The organism is Shinella zoogloeoides, assembly GCF_033705735.1.
Classification (GTDB): Bacteria; Pseudomonadota; Alphaproteobacteria; order Rhizobiales; family Rhizobiaceae; genus Shinella; species Shinella zoogloeoides_A.
Genome location: NZ_CP131130.1, coordinates 2,360,414 through 2,375,904, shown reverse-complemented (window position 1 = coordinate 2,375,904; position 15,491 = coordinate 2,360,414). Strand labels below are relative to the sequence as shown.

Genomic DNA, 15,491 nt, shown 5'->3' with positions numbered 1-15,491 from the left:
AACCCGGCTTCGGCCGGGTTTTTTGTTGCCTGCATTTCGGGTGAGGCCGCCCCTCACCTGCCTGCCGGCATCCTCTCCCCGCAAGCGGGGCGAGGAGCGCTGGGCGCACCGTTTTCCTGCATTCCGAGGCTTGGAGGAAAACGGTGCGGCACCCCCTTCTCCCCGCTTGCGGGGAGAAGGTCCCGGCAGGGGGATGAGGGGCGCCCCTTGCAAACAGCAGGCAACAAAAAACCCGGCCGAAGCCGGGTCCATGCATGGATGCGTGCGCCAGTCGCTCAGTTATTCCCGAACGCCGTCTGCAGCAGGTTGAGCTGGGCCTGGACGCTGTTCTGGTTGTCCGGCTGGAAGGTCTGGACGTCCTGCGGGCGGTAGATCTCGCGGTCGAGCAGGGCGATGCGGTTCTGCAGGCGCAGCGAGCGCTCGATGAGGTCGCGGAAGGCTTCCGGCAGATCGTTCCAGCCGGGTGCGGTCTTGTCGACGTTGAAGCTGTCGAGGCGCACCTTGCTCTTTTCGGAAAGCACCTGGTCGCGGCTCATCTCGCCGTTGTTGACGGCGCGCTGGAGCAGGAGCCAGGAGGCCATCTGCATCAGGCGGGTGGTGAGGCGCATGGATTCGGCCGCATAGAGCACGGAGGCCATGCGCGGCAGAACCTTCGATGCCTGCCGGCCGACGCCGTCGAGATAGCTCGCGGTTTCCTCGACCAGACCCATGCCTTCGGCGTACAGGGACTTGAACTGCGCCGACGACGCAACATGGCCAGCGAAGCTGACGGTATTCAATCCTCTTTCGGACATGGTTTCTTCCCTGTTGAACGCATCACTTGCAGGTAACGGCAGGTCGGCCCGAGGTGTTCCAAGTGGCCGGTCTATGGCTAGAAGATGATGCCATAACCCAATTCGCGCAAGGGTATTCTTAAGAAAGGGTTAATCTCCACAATTCTTTCGGGACAGGTGCCGCGCGCGGCGCGCGGCAAATAAAAAAAGAGCCGCGGAAAGCGGCTCTCAAGGTAAAACAGGGAGAAAAATCAGACCGATACCCCGGAGGGAGAAAATGTCTGAAGCCGGAAGGACCGGATGTGCAAGTAATAACATGTAAGGCTTAATGGCCGGTTAACTCTATTGTCGTTCGGTCTTTCCCTGTGTCTTTTCGGCAAGGCTGCGGCAATCCGGCGCGGCGGCCCCCGCGCAGGCAGGCGTGATTCGAGGAATGTGAAGATGGCGTCCTATCTGATGGAGCTTCGCGGCCTGGTCGGCCGGCGGCTGCTTCTCGTCCCCTCGGTCGCGGCCGTCATCCAGGATGGCGATGGCCGGCTGCTGCTGCAGGAGAAGGCTTCGGGAGAGGGCTGGAGCCTGCCCGCGGGCGCCATCGAGCCGGGCGAGACGCCGCAGGAGGCGATAATGCGCGAGGTGCTGGAGGAGACCGGGCTCAAGGTCGCTCCGGTGGAAATCCTCGGGGTCTTCGGCGGGCGGGACTTCCGCCATACCTATCCGAACGGCGACGAGGTCGAATATGTCGTCATCCTGTTCAGATGCGCGGTGATCGAGAAGTGTGGACCCTGGACGGACCCGGAAACCAGGTCCCTTCGCTATTTCACGCGGGACATGCTGCCGCGCCTGACGCCGCCCTATCCTCTGTCGGCGCTGTTCCCCGAGGCCTAGCGGAAGAGGCCTTCCGCCGCCGAACGGCTCGCGCCCTTCTTTGCCTTTTCCGATTCGAGGCGTTCGATCTCCGCGCGCAGGAGGTCTATGCGCGCGGAAAGCTCGTCCACCGAAAGCAGCGACAGGTCGCTGCCGATCTCGTGTGCGGTCTTCCTGGCCGGGCGGTCGTCGTCGAACAGGCTCATGCGGGGCGCTCCTCCTGTTGATCGTCGGCGGCCTGCGGCTGGGCGAGGGCGCGCGGCGAAAGCTGAAGGCTTTCCGGCGTGGTCAGCGTGCCGGGGTTGATGGTCGTATAGGCATCGCGCATCTCCGCCGGCACGGCGGCGCGGCGGCGGCTGCGGAAGATCGCGTAGGCGGTGATCAGGATATGCGCGACGAAGGTCACCATGAAGAGTGCATAGGGGCTGACCGCCGACATGATCGGGCCGCCGATCGTCGGGCCGATGATCGTGCCGACGCCATAGAGCAGCAGCAGGCCGCCGGAGACCTTCACGAAGTCCTCCGGGCTGGCGAAGTCGTTGGCGTGCGAAACGGCGATCGGGTACAGCGCGTTGGCCATGGCGCCGTAGAGCGCGGTGAGCAGCAGCAGCGCGGGCACGGAGGCCGGCTGGAAGAGGAAGAGGCAAAGCCCGGCGATGGCGGCGATGGCCGACAGCACCGCGAGGACGATGCGGCGGTCGACCCTGTCGGAGATGCGGCCGGCCGGCAGCTGCATGACGGCGCCGGCGAAGATGGCACCGCTCATCATGATGGCGATGGTGCTCGGCGTGAGGCCGGCATTGGCGCCGAAGACCGCGCCGAGCGTGCCGAAGGCGCCGTTCGCGATGCCGATCAGCACGATGCCGACGCAGGCGATCGGCGAGGTGCGGTAGAGCGCGGGGATATCGAGCCTGACCTGTTTCAGCGGCTGCGGCGAGGCGGCCGTCGAGAGCGTCGTCGGCAGCATGGCGAGGCAATAGAGGATGCCGGCGAACATGAAGAGGATCGGCGTCGTGACGTCGCCGAGTGCGACGGTCATCTGGCCGCCCACGGTGCCGATGAGGGTGATGGCGATATAGAGCGAGAAGATCAGGCCGCGGCTCTCGTTGGTCGCGCGCTCGTTCAGCCAGCTTTCGATGATCATCGACGTGCCGGCGATGGAAAAGCCTGTGACGGCGCGCAGCACGATCCACCAGACCGGATCGACCAGGATGCCCGTCAGCAGTGCGATGATGGCGATCAGCGAGGCGAAGCCGGAAAAGGCGCGCACATGGCCGATGCGCTTGACCACCGTCGGGGCCAGAAGGCAGCCGAGGACGAAGCCCGTCGCCCAGGACGTGCCGAGCAGGCCGAGCATCGTCGTCGCATATCCCTCGAAGGCGCCGCGCATCGGCAGGAGCAGGCCGTGCAGGCCGTTGCCGAGGAAGAGGAACAGCGTGCCCATCAGCAGCGCGAAGACGGAAATGAGGTTTTTACGCATGAGACCTTCGCAGTTTCGCCAATGGGAAAGGAATAGCGTACCTGCCGGCGAATGCCAGATGCAAAGCTTGAAACCGTGCGATTTTCAGGCCTTGCGCTGATCGCTTGGAAAAGTGTCCGAGGTGTGACAGGAAGGGGCGAGAAAGGCCGCCATGTCGAAAATCCTTCCCGCCCTGCTTCTTGCCGCCATGCTGCTGCACATCATCCGGCCCATCGGTCTGCCGGGGCTGCGGCGGCGCACGGATTTCTGGAAGATCGCGGTTTTCGCGATCGGACTGATGATGCTGACGGTGCTGATCCGGCCTTAAATTGAGGGCCTGGAGGAGGCCGACCGTCACGCGGCAGACCATCCGTCCCTCAATTACGCCGATCTCCGACCTCTCCTTCGTCTGACGTCGAGGGGAGGTGAGGGCTTGGCCGGAAGGAGTGCGGCGTTTACGCCGTCCCCGAACGCAAAAGGGCCACCCGAAGGTGGCCCCCATGAGGTCTGGTCCGGCACGGACCCGGGCCTATGGGCCCGAAGGAAGGTGGGTTCAGAGCGAGGGCTGCCTCGCTTTCGTCACCACTTTTCCCATGCCCGCGGCCAAAGCCAAAATCTCATTAGACATCGGATCACCTTCCTTTCTGAACGTTGACGATACAGGAAATGTAGGCGATCCGCGCCGGAGCGCAAGGCTTTCCTGTTATTTCTGCTGTTTCAGGATGTCGACGCCCGGCAGGGGCTTGCCTTCCATCCATTCGAGGAACGCGCCGCCGGCGGTCGAAACATAGGTGAAATCGTCGGCGACGCCGGCATGGTTGAGGGCTGCGACCGTGTCGCCGCCACCGGCGACGGAGACGAGCTTGCCGGCCTTGGTCTCGGCCGCTGCATGCTTTGCGGCGGAGACCGTCGCGGTGTCGAAGGGGGCGATCTCGAAGGCGCCGAGCGGACCGTTCCAGACGAGCGTCGAGGCGCGCGAGATCCAGGCATTGACCGCCTCGATCGTCTTCGGGCCGACATCGAGCATCATGGCGTCGGCCGGGATGGCGTTGACGTCGACCACCTCGTTCTCGGCATTGGCCTTGAACTCGCGGGCGACGACGCCGTCTTCCGGCAGCACGATGGCGCAGGTCGCAGTGGCGGCCTCGATCATGATCTGCTTGGCGGTATCGGCAAGATCGTGCTCGCAGAGCGACTTGCCGACATTCGTGCCGCGGGCGGCCAGGAAGGTGTTCGCCATGCCGCCGCCGATGACCAGTGCATCGACCTTCTTCACGAGGTTCATGAGAAGGTCGATCTTGGTGGAGACCTTCGCGCCGCCGACGATGGCGACGACCGGGCGGGCCGGGTTGCCGAGGCCCTTTTCCAGCGCTTCCAGCTCGGCCTGCATGGTGCGGCCGGCATAGGCGGGCAGGAGATGGGCAAGGCCTTCCGTCGAGGAATGGGCGCGGTGGGCGGCCGAGAAGGCGTCATTGACGTAGATGTCGCCATTGGCGGCCAGCGCGGCGGTGAAATCGGGGTTGTTCTTCTCCTCGCCCTTGTGGAAGCGGGTGTTCTCGAGGAGCAGGATGTCGCCGTTCGCCATGGCGGCGATGGCGGCGGCGGCCTTCTCGCCGATGCAGTCGGCGGCGAACTGGACCTTGGTGCCGAGGACGTCGTTCACGGCGGGGAGGATCTGCTCCAGCGACATGTCGGCGACGACCTCACCCTTCGGGCGGCCGAAATGGGCGAGCAGGACGACCTTGGCGCCCTTCTTCGACAGTTCCCGGATGGTGGGAGCGACGCGCTCGATGCGGGTCGCATCGGTGACCTTGCCGTCCTTGACCGGCACGTTGAGATCGACGCGGACGAGCACGCGCTTGCCGGCGATATCGGTGAGGTTGTCGAGGGTCTTGAAGGTCATGGTTGCCGCTCCTGAATGTGTCGTCTGGTCAAGAAAAAACACCCGGACATTTCTGCCCGGGTGTTTCGCGTTTCCGCTTAGATGAGCTTGCCGAGGGCAACCGCCGTGTCGGACATGCGGTTCGAGAAGCCCCATTCGTTGTCGTACCAGGAAAGGATACGAACGAGGTTGCCGTCGAGGACCTTGGTCTGGTCGGCGGCGAAGTTCGACGAATGGCTGTCGTGGTTGAAGTCGACCGAGACGAGCGGCCCCGTGACGTAGTCGAGGATGCCCTTCAGCTCGCCTTCGGCGGCGGCCTTGACGGCGGCGTTGACTTCCTCGGCCGTGACGTTGCGCTTCGGCACGAACTTCAGGTCGACGACCGAGACGTTCGGGGTCGGCACGCGGATCGACGAGCCGTCCAGCTTGCCCTTGAGGTGCGGCAGCACGAGGCCGACGGCCTTGGCGGCGCCGGTGGAGGTCGGGATCATCGACAGCGCGGCGGCGCGGGCGCGATAAAGGTCCTTGTGCATGGTGTCGAGGGTCGGCTGGTCACCCGTGTAGGAGTGGACCGTCGTCATGTAGCCCTTCTCGATGCCGAAGGCCTTGTCGAGAACGTAGGCGACCGGCGCAAGGCAGTTCGTCGTGCACGAGGCGTTGGAGATGACGAGGTCGTCCTTGGTCAAAGTGTTGTGGTTGACGCCGTAGACGATGGTCTTGTCCGCATTGTCGCACGGGGCCGAGACGATGACGCGCTTGGAGCCGTTGGCAAGGTGCGCGGAGGCCTTTTCCTTGGTGGTGAAGAGGCCGGTGCATTCCAGCGCGATGTCGACGTCGCCCCAGGGCAGTTCCTTCGGGTCGCGGATGGCGGTGACGCGGATCGGGCCGCGGCCGACGTCGATCGTATCGCCGGAAACGGTGACGGTGCCGGGGAACTTGCCGTGGACGGAATCGTAGCGGACGAGATGCGCATTGGTCTCGACCGGGCCGAGGTCGTTGACGGCGACGACTTCGATGTCGGTGCGGCCGGATTCGACGATGGCGCGCAGCACGTTGCGGCCGATGCGGCCAAAGCCGTTGATGGCAACTTTCACAGTCATTTCGGGTTTCTCCCTATGGATAAACGTTTGGCGATGCGAGGCGCGGCCGGGGCCGCGCCCGACGGCGCTCAGGCCAGCTTGGCTTCCGCGGCGGCGACGACGGCTTCCGGCGTGATGCCGAAGTGCTTGTAGAGCTCCTTGTAGGGGCCGGAGGCGCCGAAGGAGGACATGCCGACGAAGATGCCGTCCGAACCGATGAAGTGATCCCAGCCCTGGCGGATGCCGGCTTCGACGGCGATCTTGACCGGCGAATTGCCAATGACGGCCTGCTGGTAGGCTTCAGGCTGCTCGGCGAAGAGCTCGAAGCAGGGAACCGAGACGACGCGGGTCGAGATGCCCTTGGCCGAAAGGGCCTGCTGGGCCTTCACCGCGATCTCGATTTCCGAGCCGGTGGCGAAGATCGTCACCTGGGCGTCGCTGGCCGAGACGAGATCGTAGGCGCCGCGGGCGCAGAGGTTCTCTTCCTCGTATTCGAGGCGTACCGGCATCAGGTTCTGGCGCGTCAGCGCGATGGCGGACGGACGGTTGTGGCTTTCGAGCGCGAGCTGCCAGCACTCCGCCGTCTCCGTGGCGTCGGCCGGGCGGAAGACGAGCAGGTTCGGGATGGCGCGCAGGGCGGCCATGTGCTCGACCGGCTGGTGCGTCGGACCGTCTTCGCCAAGGCCGATGGAATCGTGCGTCAGGACGTGGATGACGCGGATGCCCATCAGCGCGGCGAGGCGGATCGACGGACGGCAATAGTCCGAGAAGATCAGGAAGCCGCCGGAATAGGGAATGAGGCCGCCATGCAGCGCCATGCCGTTCATCGCGGCCGCCATGCCGTGCTCGCGCACGCCGTAGTGGATGTAGCGGCCGGAGAAGTCGTTCGGGGTGATCGACTTGGTCTGGCTGGTCTTGGTGTTGTTGGAGCCCGTCAGGTCGGCCGAGCCGCCGATGGTTTCCGGCAGGACGCCGTTGATGACTTCCAGGGCGTCTTCCGAAGCCTTGCGGGTTGCCGGATTGGGCTTCGTCTCGGCAAGCTTCTGCTTGTAGGCGGAGATCGCGGAATCGAGGCTGCCTTCAAGGTCGCCGGCGAAGCGGCGGGTGAACTGCGCCTTCTTCTCGGCATCCGTCTTTTCGAGGCGGGCTTCCCATTCCTTGTGCGCCTTGGTGGAGCGCAGGCCGGCGAGGCGCCAGGCGTCGAGCACGTCGGAGGGAACGACGAAGGCTTCCGATTCCCAGTTCAGCGCCTTGCGGGTGGCGGCGATTTCCTCGGCGCCGAGCGGCGAGCCGTGGACCTTGTGCGTGCCGGCCTTGTTGGGCGCGCCGAAGCCGATGGTCGTCTTGCAGGCGATCATGGTCGGCTTGTCGGACTTGTGGGCTTCCTCGATGGCGGCGGCGATGGCGTCCGGATCGTGGCCGTCGACGGCGATCGTGTTCCACTGGCTGGCGCGGAAGCGGGCGTGCTGGTCGGTCGAGTCGGCAATGGAGATCGGGCCGTCGATCGAGATGTTGTTGTCGTCCCAGAAGACGATCAGCTTGTTGAGCTTGAGGTGGCCGGCGAGCGAGATTGCTTCCTGGCTGATGCCTTCCATGAGGCAGCCGTCACCGGCAAGCACATAGGTGTAGTGCTCGATGAGGTCGGAGCCGAATTCGTCGCGCAGCTTGCGTTCGGCAAGCGCCATGCCGACGGCGTTGGCGATGCCCTGGCCGAGCGGACCCGTGGTCGTCTCGATGCCGGCGGCGTGGCCGTATTCCGGGTGGCCGGCGGTGCGGGCGCCGAGCTGGCGGAAATTCTTGATCTCGTCGATCGTGATGTCCTCGTAGCCCGTCAAGTAGAGCAGCGAGTAGAGGAGCATCGAGCCGTGGCCGGCCGACAGGACGAAGCGGTCGCGGTTCGGCCAGGACGGGGTCTTCGGGTCGAAGGACAGGAAGCGGGTGAAAAGAACCGTTGCGATGTCTGCTGCGCCCATGGGCAGGCCGGGGTGACCCGAGTTCGCCTTTTCCACGGCATCCATGGAAAGGAAGCGAATTGCGTTCGCCATCCGGTCGTGTTTTTCGCGAGAGATCATGACTGTTCCGTCTTCTTCGGGGTGTCAGGGCCGATGCCGTTCCGGGTATCGGTTGGAAGCGGGGTGACACATAGCAGGTGCACCGTCTAAGTCAACGAATTCGGCGGGTTTTGCGGCACTTGGGCGCTGGTTCCGCGACGTTTTTTAGCAGTTCCGAAAGCCTTTGCCGGGCCGTTCGCGCGAGGGGTGCGGAACGCCGATCCACAGCGGCTTTGGCGCGCGGATTGCCATGCTGTTGACGCTCGGGCCCGCAGTTGAATACTGTCGCGCGAAGGGAACCGGCGCTGGCGGCGGCGATTCGTATTTTTGAAAGTGCCGGTGAAGGCTTCATGACAAACGGGGAAACAGTCAGGGCGGCGATAGAGGAGCTTCGCAGGGCTCTCGCGAACCTCGACAACGCGCTCGACATGCGCTTCGACCGCGAGCGCGATCACGGCGAGGTCGAGGGCGAGGTCCGGCGGGTGAACGTCGACCGCTCGCGGCTCGCCCAGGAGCTCGATCAATCCGAATTCCGCGCGAACCGTCTGGAAGAGGTGAACCGCGAGGTCTCCCGCCGCCTCGTCACGGCGATGGAGACGATCCGGGCCGTGCTCGACCGTTAATCCCAGAAAGAAAGACTTCGCATGGCACAGGTGACCGTACAGATCGATGGCAAGGCCTACCGCATGGCTTGCGAGGAAGGCCAGGAGGGGCATCTCGAAGAGCTTGCCGCCGGCTTCGATCAATATGTCGGCCACCTGAAGAGCCAGTTCGGCGAGATCGGCGACCTGAGGCTCACCGTCATGGCCGGCATCATGGTGATGGACGAGCTCAACGACGTCACCCGGCGTCTCGCCAAGCTGGAAAAGGAAACCGAGGAGCTGCGCACGGGCCGCGAGGGCGTGATGAGCGAGGTTTCGCGCAACGAGGAGGCGATCGCCGTCGCCCTCAACGAGCTGACCAGCCAGATCCAGGGCATGGCCGCCAAGCTCACCGGCAAGCCGCCGGCGAACTGATCCGCGGCGTTTCCACGCCTTTGCGCACGGCGAGGGCTTCGCACTTTTGCTGAGCTGCTTCGGGAATTGCCACTGGCGAAAACGCCGCTTTCATCCTATATGTCGGATGCGATCTGCGCTTCCCGACAGGAACCACAATCCCTGGGGCCATACTCGATCCAAAGGGAGCTGTCCCTGACCCGGCCCGTGGGCTTGGTCACACGGTGCCCACCTACGTTTGTAGGCACCCAGGATCGTAAACCTCCATCGGTCGTCGCGGATCGTACCTTGCTGAAATCACCGGCAAACGAAAAGGCCGCCCCATGGGGCGGCCTTCGTGTTTTCTTCCGGGCTGTTGCCTCTCATCCGGCCTGCCGGCCGCCTTCTCCCCGCTTGCGGGGCGAAGGGATATGCCGCGCCCGGTTTCCCCAAATCTTCATCGTTGCGTGGGGCAAGTCCCCTCTCCCCGCTTGCGGGGAGAGGGTTAGGGTGAGGGGCAGGGCGGCGAACGCCTTATGCGGCCGCCTTCAGCTGCTTGTCGACCATGGTGCGCAGGCTGCCGAGGTCCTTGGCGAAGGCGCGGATGCCTTCGGAGAGCTTTTCGGTCGCCATGGCGTCCTCGTTCAGCATCCAGCGGAAGGCCTTCTCGTCGATCTTGATCGGCGAGACCTTGGCGGCCTTTTCCGGCGAGAGCTTGCGCTCCAGCGTGCCCGATGCGGCGTCGAGTTCCTCGAGCAAGGCGGGGCTGATCGTCAGGCGGTCGCAGCCGGCCAGCGCTTCGATCTCGCCCGTGTTGCGGAAGGAGGCGCCCATGACGATCGTGTCGATGCCGTTGGACTTGTAGTAGTCGTAGATCGCGCGGACGGAGAGGACGCCCGGATCGTCTTCGGCGGTGAAGGTCCTGCCGGAGGCCTTGACATGCCAGTCGAGGATGCGGCCGACGAAGGGCGAGATGAGGAAGACGCCGGCATCGGCGCAGGCGATAGCCTGGGCCTGGTTGAAGAGCAGCGTCAGGTTGCAGTCGATGCCTTCCTTCTGCAGCACTTCGGCGGCGCGGATGCCTTCCCAGGTGGAGGCGAGCTTGATCAGGATGCGCTCGCGGGAAATGCCGCGCGCGTCATAGGCCTTGATGATCTCGCGGGCCTTGGCGATGGAGGCCTCGGTGTCGAAGGAGAGGTCGGCGTCCACTTCGGTCGAGACGCGGCCGGGCACCAGCTCGGCAAGCGCGGCACCGACAGCGATGGCGAGGCGATCGCCGACGGCGGCGACGACGCCCTCGTGATTGCCGCCCTGCGACCGGCCCCAGCGAATGGCTTCGGCCACCGCGTCGGAAAATGCCGGCGTGCTGAGCGCCTTCAGGACGATGGTGGGATTGGTGGTGCAATCGACCGGCTTCAGGCGGCGCACGGCTTCGATGTCGCCGGTATCTGCCACGACGGTCGTCATCGCGCGGAGTTGTTCAAGCTTGGACGTCATATCCGAATTCCCGAAAGGTTGTTGCTGGGCCTCCGTCCCCGGCCCTTGCAGGGGAAACGTCGAACCCTCCTCCATGTTCCTATGCAGGCGTGCCTGCGGCCGTGCTTCCGTTTCGGCCGCCGGCTTGCCGGCACACACTGGCGACCGGCGGAAAACCGCCAGTCGACATGGGGCGACTATCGACATTTCCCCGGGACAAAGTCAAGCACTTTTGCCCACTCTCGTGAACATATGTCGCATTTCCCCGGCGATGTGCTAAGGTGCCCGCCGGAAACGAACGAGCAAGATGGAGGCGACGTGGCAAGGCTCCGGCGCGACACACATACGGCCTATTCGGAATCGGCGGCACTGCGCCTGCGGGCCGCCTGGCTCTATTACAACCAGGGCCTCACCCAGAAGGACGTGGCGGAGAAGATCGGCGTCAGCCGCACCACGGTCGTGCGCATGCTCGACGAGGCGCTGAAGCGCTCCGAGGTGCAGATCTGGATCAACGAGGGCATTGCCGACTGCGTGGAACTTTCCGTGCGGCTGGAAAGGGCCTACGGGCTCGACGAGGCCGTTGTCGTGCCGGCGGCCGACAGCGCGGAGGGGACGGCCAAGAGCGTCGGCCTCGCGCTCGGCCAGTTCCTGACGGAGGCGATCCCCGACGACTGCACGGTCGGCGTCGGCTGGGGGCGCACGCTGACGGCCTCGCTGGCCAGCTTCCGCCCCGCCCGCCGCGAGCGCGTCAAGGTCGTCTCGCTGCTCGGCGGCGTGGTCGAGGCGCATCGCATCAATCCCATTGAATATACCTGGCAGCTTGCCAGCCAGCTCGGGGCGGAGTGCTACCTGTTCCTCGCGCCGCTTCTCGTCGATTCACGCGAGACCAAGCGTAGCCTGATCGAGAAATGCGGCCTCAAGACCCTGTTCGAACTTGCCGAGAACATGGATATCGCGGTGGTGAGCTGCGGCGATATCGGACCGGAGGCAAGCTCGCTGTCGCGCGACTTCATCGTCCGGCGGGAGCTGGAGGAGCTGATCGCGGCGGGCTGCGTGTGCGATACGATGTGCAATTTCCTCGATGCGGAGGGGCACACCATCGACCATCCGATCCGCCACCGGGTCATGTCGATCGATCTCGATACGGTGAAGAAGGCGCGCCATATCGTGCTCGTCTCCGGCGGGGCGCACCGGGCGCCGGCCATCCGCGCTACCATCCGCCGCGTCGGCTGCAACACGCTGATCACCGACGAGGGCGCCGCGAAGGCGATGCTGGCGCTTGCGGAAACCTCCGCCGCGGCCTGACCGGATCATCGTGGGATTTGATTGCGGCACCGCCTGCTGCTAAGCGGAGCGAAAAGCAGCGGGAGACATCCGTGACACCGAGGGAAGAGAAGGCGGCCATCCGCAACGAGCGGCTGGCCCTGCGCGATGCGATGATGCCGGAAGCGCGCATCGAGGGCAGCCTTGCCATGGCCGGGCATGCGGGCGACCGCATCGAATTCGATCCCGGCACGGTGATCTCCGGCTTCTGGCCGATCCGCTCGGAGGCCGACATCCGGCCGCTGATGGCGCATCTGCGCACGCGCGGCGCGCGGCTCTGCCTGCCGGTGGTGCTCGACCGGGAGACGATCGTCTTCCGCGAACTCGTCGTCGGCGCGCCCGTGGTCAAGACCGGCTTCGGCACGACCGGGCCGGGCCCGGAGGCGGCCGTCATCGATCCCGACATCCTCCTCATGCCGCTTTCCGCCTTCGATGCGGCGGGCAACCGCATCGGCTATGGCGCCGGCCATTACGACCGGGCGATCGACCGGCTGAAGGCGAAAGGCCGCACGCCGATGCTGATCGGCATTGCGTTCGACTGCCAGGAAGTGGCATCAGTACCGGCCGAGCCGCACGACATTCCGCTGGATGCGATCCTCACGGAAAGCGGCTTGCGGATGTTCCAACAGGTTTCATAAGGCAGTTCGATGCGTTTTCTCTTTCTGGGCGACATGGTGGGCAAGACCGGGCGGACGGCCGTCTGGGAGCGCCTGCCGGGCCTGATCGGCGACTTCAAGCTGGACTTCGTCGTCGTCAACGGGGAGAACGCGGCCGGCGGCTTCGGCATCACCGAGGACATCTTCCTGGAGACGATCAATGCCGGGGCCGACGTCGTGACGACCGGCAACCATGTGTGGGACCAGAAGGAGGCCGTGGGCTTTGCCGGCCGGCACGACCAGTTCCTGCGGCCCGCCAACTATCCGGCCGGCACGCCCGGCCGCGGCGCCAACCTCTTCATCGCCCGCAACGGCGCGCGCGTGCTGGTCGCCAACATCATGGGCCGCGTCTTCATGCATCCCGAGCTGGACGATCCCTTCACCGCGGGCGAGGCGATCCTGGCGTCCTGCCCGCTCGGCGAGCAGGCGGACGCCGTCATCTTCGATTTCCACGCGGAAGCGACCAGCGAGAAGCAGTGCTTCGGCCATTTCGTCGACGGGCGCGCCAGCGTTGTCGTCGGCACGCATACGCATGTGCCGACGGCCGATTGCCAGATCCTCAACGGCGGCACGGGCTATATGTCGGATGCCGGCATGTGCGGCGACTACGATTCCTCGCTCGGCATGGACAAGGAGGAGCCGCTCAACCGCTTCATCTCCAAGATGCCGCGCGGACGCTTCGAGGCGGCCTCCGGTCCGGCGACGATCTGCGGGCTGGCGGTCGAGATTTCCGACCGCACCGGCCTTGCCGAGAAGATCGCGCCGCTGCGCCTCGGCGCGCGCCTTGCCGAGACGGTGCCGGATTTCTGGAACTGACAGCCCGCGTCAGATCATGTGACGCAGGTGATCTGCCGAGCCGCTGCTGAAGGTCACATGCGCCTTCACGCCGACATCCGGCTCGTCGTCCGGGTTGAGGTTCGCCTTGGCGATCTCCCAGCCGAATTTCAGCCTGCTGCCGGTCGAGGCCCAGATCTCGGCGTCCTCGATCTCCAGCGCCAGCATGGTGAGCTGCGGGTCGTGCTTGCCGTGGTCGAACCAGGCTTCGATGACGGAACTCCAGTATTCGTCGATCTTGGCGGGATCCTTGCGCACGGAAATACGGCCGGCGACGCAGGCGTGGTAATCGTGGTCCTTGCCGACCACGCAGAAATGCGCGCGGGCGCCGGGCGTGATCGCCTCGACGATCTCCGCATCCGTCTTGGTGAAGAACCAGATGGTCGCGGTCTGGCGGTCGAGCTGCGGCGCCATCGGCTGCATGTGCATGTGGCTGCCCTCGATGCCGAGCATGCCGGCATGAATCCGGTCGATCTCGTCGAAAAGCTGTTCCTTCGGGTGTTCGCGCGCCCGGGTGAGGTTGGACATGGCTGTTCCTCGCATTCGTTGGGTTGACGCCCGGAGGAACGTGGGGCGGCGGACAAGGTTCCGGCGACGCATGATGGCACGGCTTGCCGAAGCGGCCGGTGCTGCCTATTCTCCGCGGCTCCAGAGGCCGGGATTTCTTCATGCGTCTTCTTCTTTCCGCTTCCCTCCTGCTCGTTTCCTCCGCCCTCGCGCTTGCCGACGGCGCGCCGATGCCGGGCGGGCCGGCAGCGGAATCCGGCCAGCCGCACGGGGCGGCCAGTCAGCCGGTGGAGAAGGCGCCGGCGCGCGCCCTCGGGGTCGCGCAGGAATTTTCCATGCCCTCGGGCAATATCGGCTGCGTCTATATTCCCGAGGGCGGCACGGATATTTACCAGCCGGAGGACGGCGGGCCGGAGCTTTCCTGCGACCGGATCGAGCCGAAATATGTGCGCGCCATTCTCGGCCGCAGCGGCAAGGGCAGGGTGCTTTCCAATGTCGGCGACCAGGGCTGCTGCGGGGCGAAGACGATCCTCGACTATGGCGAGGTCTGGCGCGGCGGTCCCTTCACCTGCCGTTCGGAGCGCACGGGGCTGACCTGCGAGCGCGAGGACGGCCATTCCTTCCTCCTCAGCCGCGCACGCTTAAAGGCCGACTGAAATCCTCCTTCGCTTTGTTCGCCGGACTGCTGGACGCGCGGCGACAATGAAATTATAAGGCGGCATTCCAAAAATCGGGGCAGCAAGCCGGCGCGTCACCGCGGTCGTCCTGTCCCGCTCAAAGACCGGCGACCGAAACAAAGGGCGCCAAACCAAGACAGGGGTGCCATGGCTGGCCATTCACAGTTCAAGAATATCATGCACCGCAAGGGTCGGCAGGACGCCGTGCGGTCGAAAATGTTCTCCAAGCTCGCCCGTGAAATCACGGTGGCGGCGAAGACGGGCATGGCCGATCCGGCGATGAACCCGCGCCTGCGCCTGGCGATCCAGAACGCCAAGGCCCAGTCCATGCCGAAGGACAATATCGAGCGCGCCATCAAGAAGGCTTCCGGGGGCGATGCGGAGAACTACGAGGAAGTCCGCTACGAGGGTTATGGCCCGGGCGGCGTCGCCGTCATCGTCGAGGCGCTGACCGACAACCGCAACCGCACCGCCTCCTCCGTCCGCTCGACCTTCTCCAAGGCCGGCGGCGCATTGGGCGAAACCGGCTCGGTCTCCTTCTCCTTCGACCGCGTGGGCGAGATCACCTACAAGCTTTCCGCCGGCAGCGCCGACGCCGTCATGGACGCCGCCATCGAGGCCGGCGCCGAGGACGTGACGACGGACGAGGACGGCCACTCGATCATCTGCGGCTTCGAGGATATCGGCGACGTTTCCAAGGCGCTGGAAGACACGCTCGGCGAGGCCGAGACCGTCAAGGCGATCTGGAAGGCGCAGAATACCGTGCCGGTCGACGAGGAAAAGGCGCAGTCGCTGATGAAGCTCATCGACACGCTGGAAGACGACGACGACGTGCAGAACGTCTATTCGAATTTCGAGGTCTCCGACGAGGTTCTGGCCAAGCTTTCGGCCTGATCGGGGGAGTTGCGACGGCCCCTCATTCCGCTGCCGCGACCT

17 protein-coding genes and 1 other RNA gene are annotated in these 15,491 nt (G+C 65.1%); 10 read left to right on the top strand and 8 right to left on the bottom strand.

Annotation, left to right across the window (positions count from 1 at the left end):
* Positions 1 to 275: 275 nt before the first annotated feature.
* Positions 276 to 794: a DUF1465 family protein gene (locus ShzoTeo12_RS11930; RefSeq protein ID WP_119256700.1), complete on the bottom strand. Its 519-nt coding sequence runs from the start codon at positions 792 to 794 to the stop codon at positions 276 to 278.
* Positions 795 to 1,214: 420 nt separating this feature from the next.
* Here ShzoTeo12_RS11930 and ShzoTeo12_RS11925 point away from each other — a divergent pair, with 420 nt between their 5' ends.
* Positions 1,215 to 1,658, top strand: coding sequence for an NUDIX domain-containing protein (locus ShzoTeo12_RS11925; RefSeq protein WP_318909845.1), 444 nt, complete (start codon positions 1,215 to 1,217; stop codon positions 1,656 to 1,658).
* Here the strand turns inward: ShzoTeo12_RS11925 and ShzoTeo12_RS11920 are convergent.
* Together ShzoTeo12_RS11920 and ShzoTeo12_RS11915 are read right to left on the bottom strand one after the other, a co-directional pair.
* A complete protein-coding gene (locus ShzoTeo12_RS11920; RefSeq protein WP_318909844.1) occupies positions 1,655 to 1,843 on the bottom strand; it encodes a DUF1192 domain-containing protein in 189 nt (62 codons plus the stop codon). The two genes, ShzoTeo12_RS11925 and ShzoTeo12_RS11920, sit on opposite strands and share 4 nt — an antisense overlap.
* Positions 1,840 to 3,117 (bottom strand): MFS transporter, encoded by a 1,278-nt coding sequence (locus tag ShzoTeo12_RS11915; protein ID WP_119256703.1) that lies wholly within the window; start codon positions 3,115 to 3,117, stop codon positions 1,840 to 1,842. Before ShzoTeo12_RS11915 ends, ShzoTeo12_RS11920 begins: the two co-directional genes overlap by 4 nt.
* A gap of 151 nt (positions 3,118 to 3,268) precedes the next feature.
* Between ShzoTeo12_RS11915 and ShzoTeo12_RS11910 the strand changes: the two genes are divergently transcribed.
* Positions 3,269 to 3,424, top strand: a complete 156-nt coding sequence (locus tag ShzoTeo12_RS11910) for a hypothetical protein (protein WP_162911372.1) — start codon at positions 3,269 to 3,271, stop codon at positions 3,422 to 3,424.
* A 375-nt stretch (positions 3,425 to 3,799) separates the two neighbouring features.
* Here ShzoTeo12_RS11910 and ShzoTeo12_RS11905 read toward each other — a convergent pair whose 3' ends face one another.
* The 3 genes from ShzoTeo12_RS11905 to tkt form a co-directional block, all read right to left on the bottom strand.
* Complete coding sequence (locus ShzoTeo12_RS11905) at positions 3,800 to 4,999, bottom strand: phosphoglycerate kinase (protein ID WP_318909843.1); 1,200 nt, start codon at positions 4,997 to 4,999, stop codon at positions 3,800 to 3,802.
* A gap of 77 nt (positions 5,000 to 5,076) precedes the next feature.
* Positions 5,077 to 6,078: a type I glyceraldehyde-3-phosphate dehydrogenase gene (gene gap / locus ShzoTeo12_RS11900; protein ID WP_318909842.1), complete on the bottom strand. Its 1,002-nt coding sequence runs from the start codon at positions 6,076 to 6,078 to the stop codon at positions 5,077 to 5,079.
* Positions 6,079 to 6,146: 68 nt separating this feature from the next.
* Positions 6,147 to 8,129 (bottom strand): transketolase, encoded by a 1,983-nt coding sequence (gene tkt / locus ShzoTeo12_RS11895; RefSeq protein ID WP_318909841.1) that lies wholly within the window; start codon positions 8,127 to 8,129, stop codon positions 6,147 to 6,149.
* Between the two features lie 329 nt (positions 8,130 to 8,458).
* On the opposite strand from tkt, the gene ShzoTeo12_RS11890 reads away from it, so the two are divergent.
* The 3 genes from ShzoTeo12_RS11890 to ssrS all read left to right on the top strand — a co-directional run bounded on the left by ShzoTeo12_RS11890 (position 8,459) and on the right by ssrS (position 9,390).
* The gene (locus ShzoTeo12_RS11890) at positions 8,459 to 8,731 is read left to right on the top strand and encodes a DUF4164 domain-containing protein (protein ID WP_119256707.1); all 273 of its coding nucleotides are present in this window, start codon (positions 8,459 to 8,461) and stop codon (positions 8,729 to 8,731) included.
* Between the two features lie 21 nt (positions 8,732 to 8,752).
* Entirely contained in the window at positions 8,753 to 9,124 is a 372-nt protein-coding gene (locus ShzoTeo12_RS11885) for a cell division protein ZapA (protein ID WP_119256708.1), read from the top strand.
* Positions 9,125 to 9,231: 107 nt separating this feature from the next.
* Positions 9,232 to 9,390, top strand: a non-coding RNA gene (ssrS, locus tag ShzoTeo12_RS11880) — 6S RNA.
* Positions 9,391 to 9,616: 226 nt separating this feature from the next.
* On the opposite strand, the gene tal is transcribed toward ssrS, so the two are convergent.
* Positions 9,617 to 10,579, bottom strand: a complete 963-nt coding sequence (tal, locus tag ShzoTeo12_RS11875; RefSeq protein ID WP_318909840.1) for a transaldolase — start codon at positions 10,577 to 10,579, stop codon at positions 9,617 to 9,619.
* Positions 10,580 to 10,876: 297 nt separating this feature from the next.
* Between tal and ShzoTeo12_RS11870 the strand changes: the two genes are divergently transcribed.
* From ShzoTeo12_RS11870 to ShzoTeo12_RS11860, 3 genes are all read left to right on the top strand, one after another.
* Positions 10,877 to 11,863 (top strand): sugar-binding transcriptional regulator, encoded by a 987-nt coding sequence (locus tag ShzoTeo12_RS11870; protein ID WP_318909839.1) that lies wholly within the window; start codon positions 10,877 to 10,879, stop codon positions 11,861 to 11,863.
* 71 nt (positions 11,864 to 11,934) lie between these two features.
* The gene (locus ShzoTeo12_RS11865) at positions 11,935 to 12,519 is read left to right on the top strand and encodes a 5-formyltetrahydrofolate cyclo-ligase (RefSeq protein WP_318909838.1); all 585 of its coding nucleotides are present in this window, start codon (positions 11,935 to 11,937) and stop codon (positions 12,517 to 12,519) included.
* 9 nt (positions 12,520 to 12,528) lie between these two features.
* Positions 12,529 to 13,353, top strand: coding sequence for a YmdB family metallophosphoesterase (locus tag ShzoTeo12_RS11860; RefSeq protein ID WP_318909837.1), 825 nt, complete (start codon positions 12,529 to 12,531; stop codon positions 13,351 to 13,353).
* 9 nt (positions 13,354 to 13,362) lie between these two features.
* Here the strand turns inward: ShzoTeo12_RS11860 and ShzoTeo12_RS11855 are convergent, their stop codons facing one another.
* Complete coding sequence (locus tag ShzoTeo12_RS11855) at positions 13,363 to 13,899, bottom strand: pyridoxamine 5'-phosphate oxidase family protein (RefSeq protein ID WP_318909836.1); 537 nt, start codon at positions 13,897 to 13,899, stop codon at positions 13,363 to 13,365.
* 140 nt (positions 13,900 to 14,039) lie between these two features.
* Here ShzoTeo12_RS11855 and ShzoTeo12_RS11850 point away from each other — a divergent pair, with 140 nt between their 5' ends.
* Both ShzoTeo12_RS11850 and ShzoTeo12_RS11845 read left to right on the top strand, forming a co-directional pair.
* Positions 14,040 to 14,534 (top strand): hypothetical protein, encoded by a 495-nt coding sequence (locus ShzoTeo12_RS11850; RefSeq protein ID WP_318909835.1) that lies wholly within the window; start codon positions 14,040 to 14,042, stop codon positions 14,532 to 14,534.
* 168 nt (positions 14,535 to 14,702) lie between these two features.
* Positions 14,703 to 15,449 carry a YebC/PmpR family DNA-binding transcriptional regulator gene (locus ShzoTeo12_RS11845; protein ID WP_119256715.1) on the top strand — a complete coding sequence of 249 codons (747 nt, stop codon included), beginning with the start codon at positions 14,703 to 14,705 and terminating at the stop codon, positions 15,447 to 15,449.
* Positions 15,450 to 15,491 lie beyond the last annotated feature (42 nt).

Coding starts and splice junctions, on each gene's coding strand:
- ShzoTeo12_RS11930 (WP_119256700.1), bottom strand. CDS start 794: ATGTCCGAAAGAGGATTGAATACCGTCAGCTTCGCTGGCCATGTTGCG.
- ShzoTeo12_RS11925 (WP_318909845.1), top strand. CDS start 1,215: ATGGCGTCCTATCTGATGGAGCTTCGCGGCCTGGTCGGCCGGCGGCTG.
- ShzoTeo12_RS11920 (WP_318909844.1), bottom strand. CDS start 1,843: ATGAGCCTGTTCGACGACGACCGCCCGGCCAGGAAGACCGCACACGAG.
- ShzoTeo12_RS11915 (WP_119256703.1), bottom strand. CDS start 3,117: ATGCGTAAAAACCTCATTTCCGTCTTCGCGCTGCTGATGGGCACGCTG.
- ShzoTeo12_RS11910 (WP_162911372.1), top strand. CDS start 3,269: ATGTCGAAAATCCTTCCCGCCCTGCTTCTTGCCGCCATGCTGCTGCAC.
- ShzoTeo12_RS11905 (WP_318909843.1), bottom strand. CDS start 4,999: ATGACCTTCAAGACCCTCGACAACCTCACCGATATCGCCGGCAAGCGC.
- gap (WP_318909842.1), bottom strand. CDS start 6,078: ATGACTGTGAAAGTTGCCATCAACGGCTTTGGCCGCATCGGCCGCAAC.
- tkt (WP_318909841.1), bottom strand. CDS start 8,129: ATGATCTCTCGCGAAAAACACGACCGGATGGCGAACGCAATTCGCTTC.
- ShzoTeo12_RS11890 (WP_119256707.1), top strand. CDS start 8,459: ATGACAAACGGGGAAACAGTCAGGGCGGCGATAGAGGAGCTTCGCAGG.
- ShzoTeo12_RS11885 (WP_119256708.1), top strand. CDS start 8,753: ATGGCACAGGTGACCGTACAGATCGATGGCAAGGCCTACCGCATGGCT.
- tal (WP_318909840.1), bottom strand. CDS start 10,579: ATGACGTCCAAGCTTGAACAACTCCGCGCGATGACGACCGTCGTGGCA.
- ShzoTeo12_RS11860 (WP_318909837.1), top strand. CDS start 12,529: ATGCGTTTTCTCTTTCTGGGCGACATGGTGGGCAAGACCGGGCGGACG.
- ShzoTeo12_RS11855 (WP_318909836.1), bottom strand. CDS start 13,899: ATGTCCAACCTCACCCGGGCGCGCGAACACCCGAAGGAACAGCTTTTC.
- ShzoTeo12_RS11850 (WP_318909835.1), top strand. CDS start 14,040: ATGCGTCTTCTTCTTTCCGCTTCCCTCCTGCTCGTTTCCTCCGCCCTC.
- ShzoTeo12_RS11845 (WP_119256715.1), top strand. CDS start 14,703: ATGGCTGGCCATTCACAGTTCAAGAATATCATGCACCGCAAGGGTCGG.